Annotated in this window: 12 protein-coding genes; all 12 read right to left on the reverse strand. The window is 66.5% G+C overall.

The window, feature by feature from the left end; all coding sequences use genetic code 11:
• Positions 1-7: 7 nt before the first annotated feature.
• Complete coding sequence (gene flhB / locus HLH45_RS14440) at positions 8-1,138, reverse strand: flagellar biosynthesis protein FlhB (RefSeq protein ID WP_008572477.1); 1,131 nt, start codon at positions 1,136-1,138, stop codon at positions 8-10.
• A gap of 146 nt (positions 1,139-1,284) precedes the next feature.
• Entirely contained in the window at positions 1,285-3,372 is a 2,088-nt protein-coding gene (locus tag HLH45_RS14445) for a putative bifunctional diguanylate cyclase/phosphodiesterase (RefSeq protein WP_029819346.1), read from the reverse strand.
• A gap of 270 nt (positions 3,373-3,642) precedes the next feature.
• The gene (locus HLH45_RS14450; RefSeq protein ID WP_074053137.1) at positions 3,643-6,564 is read right to left on the reverse strand and encodes a ligand-binding sensor domain-containing diguanylate cyclase; all 2,922 of its coding nucleotides are present in this window, start codon (positions 6,562-6,564) and stop codon (positions 3,643-3,645) included.
• Positions 6,565-6,943: 379 nt separating this feature from the next.
• Positions 6,944-9,895, reverse strand: a complete 2,952-nt coding sequence (locus HLH45_RS14455; protein ID WP_008572482.1) for a diguanylate cyclase domain-containing protein — start codon at positions 9,893-9,895, stop codon at positions 6,944-6,946.
• Positions 9,896-10,096: 201 nt separating this feature from the next.
• Positions 10,097-10,888, reverse strand: coding sequence for a flagellar biosynthetic protein FliR (gene fliR / locus HLH45_RS14460; RefSeq protein WP_008572484.1), 792 nt, complete (start codon positions 10,886-10,888; stop codon positions 10,097-10,099).
• A gap of 13 nt (positions 10,889-10,901) precedes the next feature.
• On the reverse strand, positions 10,902-11,171 hold the full coding sequence (locus HLH45_RS14465) for a flagellar biosynthetic protein FliQ (protein WP_005917968.1): 270 nt from the start codon (positions 11,169-11,171) through the stop codon (positions 10,902-10,904).
• 352 nt (positions 11,172-11,523) lie between these two features.
• Positions 11,524-11,829, reverse strand: coding sequence for a hypothetical protein (locus HLH45_RS14470; protein WP_128736387.1), 306 nt, complete (start codon positions 11,827-11,829; stop codon positions 11,524-11,526).
• A 216-nt stretch (positions 11,830-12,045) separates the two neighbouring features.
• On the reverse strand, positions 12,046-12,891 hold the full coding sequence (fliP, locus tag HLH45_RS14475; protein WP_005921349.1) for a flagellar type III secretion system pore protein FliP: 846 nt from the start codon (positions 12,889-12,891) through the stop codon (positions 12,046-12,048).
• Between the two features lies 1 nt (position 12,892).
• Positions 12,893-13,300 (reverse strand): flagellar biosynthetic protein FliO, encoded by a 408-nt coding sequence (fliO, locus tag HLH45_RS14480; protein WP_008577205.1) that lies wholly within the window; start codon positions 13,298-13,300, stop codon positions 12,893-12,895.
• On the reverse strand, positions 13,297-13,635 hold the full coding sequence (gene fliN / locus HLH45_RS14485; protein WP_007969679.1) for a flagellar motor switch protein FliN: 339 nt from the start codon (positions 13,633-13,635) through the stop codon (positions 13,297-13,299). The genes fliO and fliN overlap by 4 nt, the downstream gene beginning before the upstream one ends.
• Positions 13,632-14,645 carry a flagellar motor switch protein FliM gene (gene fliM, locus HLH45_RS14490; protein ID WP_008577203.1) on the reverse strand — a complete coding sequence of 338 codons (1,014 nt, stop codon included), beginning with the start codon at positions 14,643-14,645 and terminating at the stop codon, positions 13,632-13,634. The genes fliN and fliM overlap by 4 nt, the downstream gene beginning before the upstream one ends.
• 10 nt (positions 14,646-14,655) lie before the next feature.
• Positions 14,656-15,207, reverse strand: a complete 552-nt coding sequence (locus tag HLH45_RS14495; RefSeq protein WP_008577202.1) for a flagellar basal body-associated FliL family protein — start codon at positions 15,205-15,207, stop codon at positions 14,656-14,658.
• Positions 15,208-15,326 lie beyond the last annotated feature (119 nt).

Below are 15,326 nucleotides of genomic sequence, written 5' to 3' on the forward strand. Positions count from 1 at the left end.
CGGGCGCTCATGCGCTGGCTCCCTTGCCGAACTCATCCACCTCGAGCGAGGGCAATTCCGGCATCGGGCCGCCGTTCCAGCCACGCAGCTGGTAGACGTAGGAGAGCACCTGGGCCACGACCGAATAGAGTCTCACGGGAATTTCCTTGCCGATTTGCGCTTCCCTATACAAGGCGCGTGCCAAAGGCGGGGCAGTGACGATCGCCACCCGGTGCTGCTCGCCGGCTTCGCGGATGCGGAAGGCCATTTCGTCCACCCCCTTGGCCACCACGATCGGGGCGCGCATCTTGCCGCCTTCGTACTTGAGCGCCACCGCGTAGTGGGTCGGATTCATCAGCACCACATCGGCCTTGGGCACCGCTTCCATCATCTGGCGCTGCGACATCTGCATCTGCATCTGGCGGATGCGGCCCTTCACTTCCGGGCTGCCCTCGCTTTCCTTCATCTCGCGCTTGATCTCCTCGCGCGTCATCTTCAGCTTCCGCAGCCAGTTCCACTTCTGGTACGGCGCGTCGATGGCGGCCAGCAGCACCAGCGCGCCGGCGGTGTAGAACAATAGGCTCTTGGTGAAGTCCAGCCCGTTGCCGATGGCCTGTTCCAGCGGCTGGTTCACCAGCGAGCGCAGGCCGTGCAGGCCCTTGGAAATGCAGAAGCTGGCGGCCAGCCCGACAAACAGCAGGCGCAGCACCGACTTGATCAGCTCAGCCAGGCTGTTGCTGCCCCACATGCGCTTGATCCCGTTGGCGGGGTTGAGCTTGCTGAGGTCGGGCATGATGGCTTTGCCGGAAAAGCGCAGGCCGCTCATCATCAGCGGGCCGGCCAGCCCGGCAGCCAGGCAGATGCCGATCAGCGGCAGCATCACCCACAGCAACTGCAGCAGCAGATCGCCGAAATGGCCGAACAGCGCCATCGGGGTCTCGCGCAGCTTCGGGTCCGGGCTGAGCGCGGTCTTCATCCACACCGCAGCGCCATCGCCGATGCCGCGGGCCAGCACCATCAGCGCGAACACGCCGGCACCGAACACCGCTGCGGTCGACAACTCGCGCGATTGCGGGATGTTGCCCTGCTCACGGGCCTCGCGTAGGCGTTTTTCGGTGGGAAGCTCTGTACGCTCGCCGCCGTCTTCGGACTCGGACATGGAGGTGCCGGTGGGGGATTAATCCAACCGATGCAAGCGGCGTTCCAGTTTGTGGAGCTGGGAATCGGGATTCGGGATTCGGGATTCGGAAAAGCGGTGGCTGCGGGTTGCACCGTAGGCCAGACGCCGGGGCTGCAGCGAGCGGCTCAGCTGGCCAGGCGGCGCGGGCCGTCGCGCTGGGCGACCACGGTGGCGATGAAGCGTTCGGCGTCCATCGGCCGGCCCAGCAGATAGCCTTGCAGCTGGTCGCAGCCCAGCCGTTCCAGGGTGTTGCGCTGGGCGAGGGTTTCCACGCCTTCGGCCACTACTTGCAGGCGCATGGTGTGCGCCAGCGCGACCACGGCCGCCACGATGGCGATGTCTTCGGCGCTGCCGTCCATGGCCTGGACGAAACTGCGGTCGATCTTGAGCTCGTGCGCCGGCAGCTTGCGCAGGTAGAGCAGGTTGGAATAGCCGGTGCCGAAGTCGTCGATGGCAATGCGCACGCCCAGCGCGTTGAGCTGGCCCAGGGTGCGCAGGCAGGCCTCGGCGTCGCGCATGGCCATGGTTTCGGTGATTTCCAGGGTGAGCTGGCCAGGGGCCAGCGCATATTCGCTCAGCGTGGTGGCCACTTCGTCCAGCAGGCTGGGCGAGGCCAGCTGGAGGGCCGACAGGTTGACCGCCACCCGCCAGTCGCCGTGCCCAGCCTGCCGCCAGTCGCGCATCTGGCGGCAGGCCTGCCGCAGCACCCAGCTGCCGAGCAGGCCGATCATGCCGCTGCGTTCGGCCAGCGGAATGAAGCTGTCCGGCGGCACCAGGCCGCGCTCGGGGTGCTGCCAGCGGATCAGCGCTTCGGCGCCGATCGGGCGGCCGTCCTCGGCGCAGTACTTGGGCTGGTAATGCAGCACGAACTGCCCCAGTTCCAGCGCGCGCGGCAGTTCCTGCAGCAGCTGCAGGCGGTCGCGGGTGGTGGCCGTCATCGAGCGTTCGAAAAAGCTGTAGCGGTTGCGGCCGGCATGTTTGGCATGGGTCATTGCCGCATCGGCATGCGTCAGCAGCTGGTGCTCGCTACCGGCGTCTTCCGGGTACAGCGCAATGCCAATGCTGCTGCTCAGGCGCAGCTCGTGGTTGGCCACCAGGAACGGCACCGCCAGCGCCTGCACCAGGTGCGCGGCCAGCGCAGCGGCATCTTCCGGGTCGGCGATGTCGGCCACCAGCACGAATTCGTCTGCGCCCAGCCGCGCCAGGCTGCCATGCGCGCGCCGATGCGCGTTCAAGCGCTCGGCCACCACCACCAGCAGGCGGTCGCCCAACGCATGACCATAGCCGTCGTTGATCACCTTGAACCCGTCCAGGTTGATCAGCATCACCGCAAAGCGCTGCCCCTGGCGCTGGGCGCGTTCGATGTTCTGCACGAGATGCTCGTGCAGCAGGATGCGGTTCGGCAGCCGGGTGAGTGGGTCGTGCAGCGTGGCCAGTGCCAGTTCGGCATTGGCCTTGGCCAGCGACTGCGCCAGCACATCGGTGCGCTGCTGAAAGCGGCGCGACAGCAACGAAATGACCAGCGCCAGCATCAGCAGGACCAAGGTCACCAGCACCACCACCGCCGTCAGCCACGACAACGGCAGATGCGTATCGGCCACCGCGCCACACACGCTACCGGGCGCGAACCGGGCGGCGGCCATGCCGGTGTAATGCATGCCCACGATGGCCACGCCCATGATCGAGGCGGCGATCAGGCGCAGGCTGGAGCGCTGCCCATCGTGGCGCAGCCGGAACGCGATCCACAACGCGGCGGCAGAGGCGCCGATGGCGATGGCGATCGACAGCCCGAACAGCAGCGGGTCGTAGCGAATGGCCGGCACCATGCGCAGCGCATCCATGCCCATGTAATGCATCAGCGCAATGCCCAGTCCCATCAACAGCGCGCCCAGGCCCAACCGGAGCAACGGCAGGTCCGCGCGCGAGGTCAGCCAGAGCGCCAGCGCCGAGGTCAGGATCGCCGCCAGCATCGAATAGCACGTCAGCGCCAGGTCGTAGCCGACCGGAATCGGCAGGCGAAACGCCAGCATGCCGACGAAGTGCATCGACCAGATGCCGATGCCCATGGCAATGGCGCCGCCCACCAGCCACGCGGCTGCGATGCCGCCACGACTGGCAGTGGTGCGTGCGGCCAGATACAGCGCGGTGTAGGAAGCCAGCACGGCCACTACCAGCGACAGCATCACCATGCCAGGGTTGTAGGTTCCGACCACCTATCCACTTCCCACGTCGAAAGACGCGTTGCCCAAGACCTAGCGACCCCTTGGCCGACTTCTTGAGCGCGGGGAAGCGGCCAAGGCCATCAACCCGGCGTTGCCGCCAGAGACGGCACGCTCGAAGGTCCTGCGGCCGCCCTGCGTGCGCTGTCGGCATACGCAATCACGGCATGGTCGCGCATCGACTGCCGGTGCGCCGTGGCTTGCCGATGAGACGCGTGCGCTGCCTGCCTGCGTGTGCCCGCCGGGCCTGGCCGCCTGCGCGGCTCATGCCACCGAACTTTCCCGTTCCTCCGGCTCGATCCGGTTACGGCCGGAGCGCTTGGCCCGATACAGCGCCTCGTCCGCACGCGCCAGCAGCGAGGCAGCGGTATCGCCGACGCGGAACCAGGACACGCCCACCGAACAGGTCACCTGCAGCGGGCGTGCGGCGCCCACCTCGTAGGGCGCAATGCTGAGCGCTTCGTGGATGGCGCGCAGCCGGTGCTGGCTCTGTTGGCTCATGCCTGGCAGCAACAGCAGCAATTCTTCGCCGCCGTAGCGGCCCACCTTGTCCGAATCGCGCAGGCAGGCGGTCAGCCGCGCGCCCACCTTGGCCAGCACCGCATCGCCGACCAGATGCCCATGTTCGTCGTTGACCTGTTTGAAGTGGTCCAGATCGATCAACACCACCGCCAGCGGATGCTCGCCGTGCGCGCAGCCCTGCAGTTCTTCGGCCATCGCTTCCAGGATGCCGGAACGGTTGAGCAGGCCGGTCAGCGCGTCGTGGCTGGCCTTCAAGGCCAGCGCCGCACGTGCGTTTTCCAGTTCGCGTTTTTCGCGCTCCAGCTGGTAAGTGCGCTCGGACACCAATTCGGCCAGCATGCGTTCGCGCGCCACCAGATGGCGGTGCCGCCAGCGCCACAGGCCGATCAGCAGGCCGCCGCCGATCAACACGTACAGCGCGATCGCTGGCGGGCTGCGCCACCACAGTGGTGCGACCGCGAAGGGCAGGTCGGCGATCGGCGAGGCGGTGCGACGGTAGCGGTCCAGCACCTGCACCTGCAGGCGGAAGTGCCCGGAAGGCAGCGGTGGCTGGTCGATGGACAGGTTGTCGCTCTGGATCCATTGGTCGTGCAGGCCGAGCAGGCGATAACGCACCGTCAGGCGGCTGGGGTCGTCGTAGACCTCCATCGTCGACAGCTCGATGTGCAACGGCTTGTCGCTCCAGCCCAGCAGCTGCCCGCGCTGCACCGGCATGCCGCCGCGGCTGACGCTGTCGATGCGCACGCTGGGTTGGCGTTCGTCGAACAGGCGCGCCGGGTCGCTCACGTGGCTCACCCCGCGTGCGGTGCCGATCCACACCGAACCGTCCGGATCTTCGGCGAACGCGGCTTCGGAAACGTCATCCCAGATCAGCCCCTGCGACTGCGACAGATGCGCCCAGCGCTCGCCGTCGTAGACTTCGACGCCGCGCGCATGACCCACCCAGACCCGGCCGAAGCTGTCGCTGCGCAGCAGGTACACGCCGACATCGCGCAGCGCCTCGTCGCTGATTTCCTGCAGGTCCAGGCCGTCGTGCAACAACATGCCGTGCCACAGGCCGGGGCGATAGAACGCCAGCCACACCTCACCGCTGTCGCTGATATGGAACTTGGCGATCCATGGCTCCGGCGCGACGCCGTTGACCTTGACCCTGACCTTGGACCACCGCCCATCGCGCAGCTGAAACAAGCCGTTGGAGCTGGAAACCCACAGCGTGCCGTCGGCGGTTTGCTGGATGTCGGTGTAGGCGATGGCAGGCACGTCGGCCACGGCCTGCATGCTGCCGCCGTCGAGCGGGTGTTCGATCACGAACAAGCCGCCGGCGCTGAGCATCCATAGCCGGCTCTGGCGGTCGATCAGCAGGCGGCGCGCAGTGCGCGGCAACTTGGCGATCTGCGCGCTGCGCCCATCCGGCCAGGTGCGGCGCAGGAAACCGGCCGAATTGAGCGTCCACAAGCTGCCGTCTGCGCTGCGCTGCATGCCCACGACCTGGATCCCGGCGCTTTGCAGGGCCGGGACGAAGCGCTTGTCCGGCTCGGCCTGGCGGCCGATGCCGTGCTCGTTGCCGACCAGCAGTGCGCCTTGCGTGTCGCGGGCGATCGACCAGGTCGGCGCGGCCGGCATGCCTTGCGAGGCGTCCCAGTTTTCGATCCATTCGTAGCCGGCCCAGCGCACCAGACCTTCGCCGTCCACGGTCATCCAGATATCGCCATCGCGGTCCACCAGGATCGCGTCGCTGCTGCCGGGCGGTAGCCCATTGTCCGCGCCGAAAGTGCGCCAGTGGCCGTTTTCCCAACGCGCCAGGCCGTCGTTACGACGCACCAGCACGCGTCCTTCGCTGTCCATCACCAGTGCCGCCGGCCGCCCGACCGTGCTGCCATCCAGCAGCGGAAGCGAGCGAACACTGAAGGCACTCGCCCCGCGTGCGCGATAGAGCAGGGTGCCCGCACCGCGCACCCACAGCCCGCCGTCGTGGTCGCGCAACACGCTGTACCACCGGTCGTCCGGCACCCCGTGTTCGGGTCCGAATACCTGCACCTTGCGCTGCGCATCGATGGCGCACAGCTTGCGTGCGCAGCCCACCCACAGCGTGTCGCCGTCCACCGACAAGCTCAGCGACTTGGACAACTCGGGAACGCGTACCCGGGTTGCGGTGTCCAGCAACGGTTCGCTGTGCCAGCGATCGTTGGCGCGGCCCTGCAGGATTTCCAGCGTGCCGCCATTGGCCAGCACCGTGCCCCAGGGCAGGCTGGCGAGCTGCATCTGGTCCCCCAGGTGCTCGGCTTCATCGGGCTGCAGTTTGCGGAAGCCGTGCTCGTCGCCGACGAACAGGGCCTGGAAGCCGGCCACCCACAACCGCCCATCGGCGGTTTCGGCGATCGAGGTGGTGGGCTCGTTGCGCAGGCCATCCAGCGGCACCTGTTGGAAGATGCGCCCGTTGTAGCGATACAGCCCGCTCTCGGTGCACACCCACAGCAAGGTGGCGCGGGTCTGCAGCAGGCAGGTACCGGCAAGCCCGAGCAGGCCCTGGTCGTGGGCATAGCGGCGGATGCTGGCGCTTTGCGCACCGGCCAGGTCGGCCAACGACAGCAATGCCAACAGCACCACGACGGCAAACGGTGCACGCCGGTGCGACGACCTCCATTGGCGGTGCTCAAACCCCACGGACGTTGCAGTCTCCCACGCATCGGCAATGCGGTCCGCGCCCCTCGCGCGGTGTCTCAGGCTTGCCTTGGCAGCCCCCCGTTGCAGGCCGCATTGGAATCACTAGCGGCTGCCGACGCGTAATCCTTTAATGCTTCAGCGAGCACGACGGCGTGAGGAACTGGCATACGCGGCTGGTTGCTGGCGTGTTGTAGGACGCAGGTCACACGGGTGCGCAAGCGCGATTCACCTGTCGTCCCTGCCGGGCTTTGCACGGCGCGGTACTGGGCGGGCGCACGCTTGCGCTTGACCAGGCGTTGCAATCGATTGTCGGCGCTTGTGCGTCTCCGGCGTGCGGGTCGAACGGGTGCAACGCGCGGCAAGCTCAGCTGCGCTGCCGTCACACCTGATCGAACGTATCCAGCGGCACGTGGTCGTAATCGACGCGATTGCGGCCACTGCGCTTGGCCCTGTACAGCGCCGCATCGGCGCGAGCCAGCAGTTGCTCGAGCGTTTCGCCACGCTGGAACCAGGCCACGCCAACCGAACAGGTGACATGCAGCCAGCCGCCATCGATGGGGTAGTCGCCGCAGATGCCGTGGTGCAGGGCGTCCAGCCGATGGGTGGCATCCAGGTTCAGGCCTGGCAGCAGCGCCAGCAATTCTTCGCCGCCGTAACGGCCGATGCGGTCGTCGCCGCGCATCAGCGTGTCCATGCGGCGGCCGACCCCGGCCAGGACGGCGTCGCCGGCCAGATGGCCATGCTGGTCGTTGACCAGTTTGAAGTGGTCCAGGTCGATCAACACCACCGCCAGCGGACGCCCGGTGTGTTCGGCGTGCAGCAGCATCTCGCGCAACGCGGCCAGGATGCCGGCGCGGTTGAGCAGGCCGGTGAGTTCGTCGTGGGTGGCCTTGAGCGAGAGTTCGGCGCGCGCCGCTTCCAGATCGCGCTTGTCCTGTTCCAGCTCGGCGGTGCGCTTGGCCACCAGTTGCTCCAGTTCGCGCTTGCGTCGCAGCAGTTTGGCGGTGCGCCAACGCAGCAGCGCGATCACCGCCGCGATGCTCAGCAGCACGTACCCGACAATCGCCGGAACGCCCCGCCACCACGGTGGCACCAGCTCGAACCCGAAGCGGGTGATCGGGCTGCTGCTGCGCTGGTAGGCATCCATTGCCTGCACTTCCAGCGTGTAACTGCCTGGCGGCAGCAGCGGGTAGGTCAGGTGGCTGAGCGAGGTGCTGGTCCAACTGGCCTGATGGCCTTCGACCCGGTACCGGAAGCTGATGCGGTCCGGGCCGCCTTCCGCCCCCGGGGTGCTGAGCTCCACATCCAGCGGCACCTGCGACCACTCCACCCGGGATTGCGGCAGCAGCGGTTGGCTGCCGCGGCGCACATGCAGGATGTCCACCCGCAGCGGCGGTGCGGCGAACAGGCGCATCGGATCCAGCAGGTGGGTCAGGCCACGGCTGCTGCCGAGCCAGACGCTGCCATCGGTGTCTTCGAAAAATGCATTGGCCGACATGTCGTCCCACAACAGCCCTTCCGTGCGCGTGGCCCGCGACCAACGACCGTTCTGGTACACATCCAGGCCCTGGCTGCTGCCCAGCCACAGCCGGCCCTTGCTGTCGTGGCGCAGGATGAAGGGCATCACCCGCGCCACCAGCGGGTCGTCCACGGCGGCAAGCGTCAGCACGCCGTCGGCCTGCAGCCGGCCATGCCACAGCCCGGTATCGCGCAGCGACAGCCAGACCTCGCCATCGGCGCTGAAATCGAGCAGGAAGAAATCCTGGCTGGGCAGGTCGCCGCGCACCTGCACGCGCTGCCAGTTGCCGTCTTTTGCCTGCAGGAACAGGCCTTCGCGTGTGCTGGCCCACAGCCGCCCCTGCGGATCCAGGTCGATATCGCCCACGAAGGCTGCCGGCAGGGCCGTTTCGCGCTCGGCCCGCAGCGGCGTGCCGCGCTGTACGCGGTACAGCCCACGCGGGGTGGTGATCCACAAGGTGCCGGCCGTATCGAACATCAGCCTGTTGATCGGCAGGTCGAGCTGCAGCACATCGGTGGTCTTGCCGCTGCGCGGGTCGCGCCGCGCCACGGCTCCGGACGAGCGCGCCACCCAGGCCGCACCATCGTCCGGCGACAGTGCAATGGAAATGGATTGCAGCAGGGGTTGGCCGTTCTCCAGCGTCCACGGCTGCATGCGCCCGCTACGCGGATCGAGCATATTGGAACCGGCATCGCCACCGACCAACAGCTCACCGCTGGGCAGTCGCTGGCTCACCCAGGTCGGCGCTTCGGCCAGCCCCTGGCTTTCGTCCCAGTGTTCGACGGTGCCGTAGCCCAGCCAGCGCTGCACACCCAGGCCGCGCGTGCCGATCCACAGGTGGCCGGTGCTCTGCATCATCAACGGGCCAACCATGGGGCTGATCTGCAGCCCCTGGCTTTGGCCGAAGTAGCGCCAGTGGTCGCCTTCCCAGCGCACCAGGCCGCGGTCCGAACGCGTCAGCAGGCGGCCCTGCGCGTCTTCCGACAGCGTCGTGGCACCGGAGAGGGTGTTGAACCGGGTGCCCGCCGGCGCCGGACGATTGCGGAACACGCGCTCGCCGGCAGCGCGTGAGAGCACCAGCCCGCCCCCACGCAACCACAAGGTGCCCAGGTGATCGCGAAAGATCGCGCGCCATTGCCGTTCGGGCACGCCATCGTCCTCGGACAGCAGGGTGATCCTGCCGCCGGCATCGATCCGGCAGACGTGCTGGCCGCAACTGGCCCATAACGCGGTTCCATCGGCCAGCAAGGCCCTGCCGGCCGGCAAGAGGCGTCCATCGTCCATCTGCAAGGGCAGGGGGTTGACCGACCAGCCGCCTGCGGCATTGGGCGACACCCGCAGCAGGCTGTTTTCGCTGACCACCACCACGCCATCGGCGTAGGCGGCAACGACATTGCCGCTGTCGGCACGGATCGGCTTGCCCTCGCGCAGCACCTGCACGAAGTCGTTGCCCTCGCGCACGAACAGGCCATTGGCGCTGGACACCCACAGACGTCCGGCCGCATCCAACCCGAGCGCGCGGATATAGCGCGCATCCAGCCCGCTCTCCTTGCCGACCGGGGTGAAGTGTTCGCGTTCGAAACGGTGCAGCGCCAGCTCGGTGCCGACCCAGACCACGCCCTGGCGATCTTCGAGCAGGCTGTTGACGGTCATGCCCTGCAGGCCATCGGCCTGGGCGTAATCGCGGAAGCTGTAGGTTTGCGCCCAACTTGTGCCGCAGATCAGCACCGCTGCCAGCAACAGCCACGCCCTCGCACGCAGGCGAGCGCCTTGCAATCGCATCGGGGCCAACAGCGCAGGCACAGTAAGCATCGATTCCCGTGGGATGGGTAAGTGTTGGACGACGATACGCAGCGTCAATCGTGTAGGGGCTTTAGCGGCTGCGCGGCTAGAAACTTGAGGCGTGTCACGGTTTGGAAGGGTGCCGGCGGGGCGGCCCCGTCGGAGTGGTGGCGGCGCCGGCAAGTTGGCGGCCTGCCGTGCTTGCAGTGGTCGGCCATTGTCTAGTGTGGGTCAGGCCGTCAGCTCTCTGGCGGCATCGAAGGCGGTATCGAACATGCGTTGCACCGGCGGGGCGAACTCGCTGGCGAAACTCGACAGCAGGAACAGCCCCAGCAACACCGTCAGCGGCAGGCCCAGTTGCATGGGATTCAATGCCGGCGCCGCCTTGGCCAGCGCGCCGAAGGCCAGGTTGACCGCCAGCATCGCCACCATCATCGGCAAGGCCAGGGTCAACCCGCCGCGCAGGATCTGCAGGAACAGGGTGGGCGCCACTTCGGCGAATGCGCCGGCATCGGGCAACGCGGTCCCGATCGGCAACGCCTTGTAGCTGTCCACCAGCAATGCGATCACCGCCAGATGCCCGTTGGCCGCGAAGAACAGCAGCCCGAAGCCGAGATAGAACCACTGCGCGATCACCCCCGACGTCACGCCGCGCATCGGGTCGGACATCTGCGCGAACGACAGGCCGGTGGACTGCGACACCAGTTCGCCGGCCAATGCGCCGGCTTCGAAAATCAGCTTCAGCATGAAGCCCATACTGGCCCCGACCGCCAGCTCGCGCGCAATGCTCAGCACTGCCTGGGCGGTAAAGCCGTCCCACTCCGGCACCGGCGGCAGGATCGGCGCCAGCACCATCGCCAGCGTCCCGGCCAGCATCACCCGCACCCGTCCGGGCACCGCCCGCGTACCGATCAACGGCATGGCGGTGAGCAACGCACCGGTGCGCAGCATGGTCCACATGATCGCCCCGACCATCGCGAACGCGCGCTGGCCATCGATCACCATCTGGGTTGCAGAATCCATCCGGTCTGGCCCGCTAGCCGATCAGGTGTGGAATGCGCTGGAACAGCGCGATGGTGAACTCCACCAGATGCCCCAGCAGCATGCTGCCGGTGGCAAACAGCGTGGCCGTCAGCGCGACCGCCTTGGCCACGAAGGCGATGGTCGGCTCGTTCAACTGGGTGGCGGCCTGCACCACGCCAATCACCACGCCGACCACCAGCACGGCCAGCAACATCGGCCCGGCGATCCACAGGACGGTGACCAGGCCACCACGCAATTCAGTCAGGGCGATTTCAGGGCTCATGGGAGGTGCTGATGCAAGTGGGGTGCCAAAGGGGCGGGGATTCGGGATTCGTGGTTCGGGATTGGTTGGCGAACGGGGATCTGAGTTGCCTCGTGTTGCACTCGCTGTCGCTGTCGCTGTCGCTGTCGCTGTGCTCTGGCTTTGGTTTGCTGTTGCCTTGCTGTCGGCTTTACGGGCCCCCATACCGCAGCGGCAAGCCGGGTAGATACAACCCGGAGGGCGGCGCGCATGGATGCGCGACGTTTTTGTAAGGGACAAGGATGTCCCTTACAAAAATTTCTACCTGGATTGCGGACCTGGAGCGCGCAGCGCGGAAGGCGCGAGGACGGGGTGTGTTTCTTTGGTTACTTGATCAGCCTTCGGCTGCTGTAAAGCTCTTCTTTGCACAAGCAAAGAAAGTAACTCGCCCCCCGAAGGGGGACGAAAGCCTTGCACTTGCTTGTAGCTCTTGTTCGTCCATTTGATCCGGATACAGATCAAATGCTTTCACGCCCTGCGGGCGCGAGTCACTTTTCTTTGCTTGTGCAAAGAAAAGTAACCAAAAGAAAGCACACCCCGTCCTCGCGCCCTCCGCGCCTGCGGCGCTCCGGGTCCGCAGGCCATTCGGGAATTTTTCAAAGGGACGTCCATGTCCCTTTGAAAAACGTCGCGCATCCATGCGCGCCGCCCCTGCGGGGTTTGACCCGAATGGCCTGCCGCTGCGGTATGGGGCCCCGGAGAAGCAAGAACCTAGAACCTAAAATCAAGAGGCAACAAGCAACAACTAAGCACGAGGCCGCAAGCGCCTGGCCACTACAGCTGTGCTGCGCGGCGGCTTCAACAAGACACATTCAACTAACTGACAAGCGCTACCGCGCGCACCGCGCGTCCACACCTACGACGCATTAAAGCTCGCAGCCAGCGTCCCCACCACCAGCACCCACCCATCCACCAGGATGAACAGCAGGATCTTGAACGGCGCGGAGATCAGCATCGGCGACAGCATCATCATGCCCATCGACATCAGCACGCTGGCCACCACCAGGTCGATGATCACGAACGGAATGAAGATCAGAAAGCCGATTTCGAACGCGGTCTTCAGCTCGCTGGTCACGAACGAGGCCACCAGCACCGGGAACGGTACCGCGTCCGGGCCGGCGTACTTGCCGTCGCCGGCCATGCCGGCGAAGGTCATCAGATCGGTCTCGCGGATCTGGGCCAGCATGAAGGCGCGCAGCGGCTGCGTGGTAAGCGTCCAGGCAGTGGAAAAATCGATCTGGTTATTGAGATACGGCTGCAGTCCGGCGCCCCACATCTTCTGCCACACCGGCATCATCACCAGTGCGGTCAGGAACATCGCCAGGCCCAGCAGTACCTGGTTGGAAGGGGTCTGGCCGGTGCCCAACGCCTGGCGCAGCAGGCCCAGCACGATGGTGATGCGGGTGAAGGCGGTCAGCACCAGCAGCATCGACGGCAGCAGGGTGATCGCCGTCATCAGCAGCAAGGTCTGCAACGGCAGGCTCACCGGCTGGTCGCCGATGCGGCCCACGCTCACGTTCGGCAGCGACGGCAACTGATTGGAACCGGCCGGTACCGCGGCAGGGGTCGCCGCCGGTGCCGCGGCCTGCGCCATTGCCGGCAGCGCGGCCGGGCTGGCCGCGGCCAGCAGCGGGCAACTCATCACCAGCAGGATCAGCACCAGGCGCACACTGCGCCCCCAACGATTCCAACGGCTCAACATGTCACGGGTCCTTGCGCAGCTTCTGGGCGAGCAGCTGGGCGAAATTGGGAAGTTGCTTGAAAGTGGGCAGGGTGGGTGCGGGCGTGGGCGGCAGCGGTTCGGGCAAGGTGTGCAAGGTGCTGATGCCGCCGGCGGTGACGCCCAGCAACAACTGCTGGCCGTTCACCTCCACCACCACCACACGTTCCTTGGCACCGACTGCCAGGCTGGTCACCACACGCAGGCCCTCGGTGCTGCGGAATCCGCTGCCGGGCATGCGCTTGAGCAACCAGCCCAGGCCGACGATCAGCGCGAGCACCAACAGCAATGCAAAGACTGCGCCAAACAGACCGGGCGAGGACGGCGCCTGCGCGCCAACCCCGGTCGCCTTGGCCGCGACCGGCGCGGCAGTGGCCAGCAGGCCGATCACCGCAGCCTCCGGATGCGTTCGCTGGGGCTGACCACGTCGGTCAGGCGAATGCCGAAGCGGTCGTTGATGACGACCACCTCGCCGTGCGCAATCAGGGTGCCGTTGACGTAGACATCGAGCGGTTCGCCGGCGCCGCGTTCCAGTTCCACCACCGAGCCCTGGTTGAGCTGCAGCAGGTTGCGGATCGGGATGCGTGCGCGGCCCACTTCCAGCGACAGGGTCACCGGTACGTCCAGGATCACGTCCAGGTTGAGGTCGGCGGCGTTCTGGTCCTGCTCGGCCTGCAGGCTGTCGAAGGTGGCAGGCGAGGCGTCGAGGATGTCGGAGTTGATCATTTGCTGGGGTCCTGGGAGGGAACGGCGCGTGGGGCTTGCACGCCGGGCGGGCGTACGGCGGTGATCTTGACGGCGTTGTTGCCATTGGAAACGCCGAATTCGCCGGTGAATAACGGGATGTCTTCCACGCACAGCGGCACCTGGGCGGGCAGGTCGATCGGCAGGATGTCGCCGACCTTCAACCCGGTGAGCTGGCGCAGGCTCATGCGCTTGCTGGCCAGCACGCTGGAGAGCGTGACCTCGGCGGTGTCCAGCTGCTCGCGCAGCATCACGTTCCAGGAGTCGTCGCGGTCGTTGCGGTCGCTCTGGATGCCGGCATCGAGCAGTTCGCGGATCGGCTCCAGCATCGAATACGGCAGGGTGATGTGGATCTCGCCGCCGCCGCCTTCCAGCTCCACATGGAACCGGCACACCACCACGTACTCGCGCGGGGTGACGATGTTGGCGAAGTGCGGGTTGATCTCGGAGTTGATGTACTCGAAGTCCACGTCCATCACCGGTGCCCAGGCTTCCTTCAGGTCGGCGAAGGTCTGCTTGAGCATCAGCTGGATCACACGCATCTCGGTGGCGGTGAATTCGCGGCCTTCGATGCGGGTGTGGAAGCGGCCGTCGCCACCGAAGAAGTTGTCCACCACGGTGAACACCAGGGTGGGTTCGAACACGATCAGCCCGGTACCACGCAGCGGCTTGAACCGGATCAGGTTGAGGTTGGTCGGCACGTACAGCGAGTGCATGTACTCGTTGAACTTGACCAGGTCGATGCCGCGCACCGACAGGTCGGCCGAGCGCCGGATCAGGTTGAACAGGCCGATCCGCCACAACCGCGCGAAGCGCTCGTTGACCATCTCCAGGGTCGGCATGCGCCCACGGATGATGCGGTCCTGGCTGGACAGATCGTATTGGCGCGCCTCGCCGGGCAGCGGCTCCGGCTCGGTGTTGACCGCGCCCGAATCCACGCCATGCAGCAGGGCATCGATCTCGTCTTGGGAAAGCAGATCACTGACGCTCATCGGGCAGGCCTTACTGGGTCACGAAACTGGTGAACAGCAATTCTTCGACGCACTTCTTGCCGGTCTCGCTGGTCATGACCTTCTGCGCTTCGGCCAGGGCGGACTTCTGCAGCTTCTGCTTGCCAGCCAGGTCGGCCACGTCGGTGGCCTTGACCTGCGACAGCAGCATCAGCAGGTGCGCGCGAATGGCCGGCGCGTTCTCGGTGATGAGCTTGAGCTCTTCGGGGTCGCGGGTGACCAGCTGCACTTCGACCTGCAGGTACTGCGGGCCATCGCCGGGGTCGGCCAGGTTGACCACGATCGCCGGGTCCATCGGGAAGTACTGCGCCGGCTTGGGCACTTCGGCCACCTTGGGGGCGTCGTGCTTGCCGCCTTTTTCCTCGCCCTTGTGGCCCAGGAAGAACCAGGCGCCGCCGCCAGCGGCTGCCAGCACCACCACGCCGATGGCGATGAGCAGGATGGGCTTCTTGCCGCCCTTCTTCTTCTCGCCCTTGTCGTCTTTGTCGTCGGTCTTCTTGGTTTTTTCGGCCGCTGCCACAGTCTGCTCCAGGGGAATGCTCACCCTGTCAATGCAACTGGCATGCCAAAACCGCGTCGGTTTCCTGGCGCAGGCTGCGTGGAAACCAGAAAACCCCCGCAGGCCTTGCGCCGTAGGGGTGGAAGGGCGTCATCGGCCCCCGG

This window comes from Xanthomonas euvesicatoria (assembly GCF_013112235.1).
Lineage (GTDB): Bacteria > Pseudomonadota > Gammaproteobacteria > Xanthomonadales > Xanthomonadaceae > Xanthomonas > Xanthomonas euvesicatoria.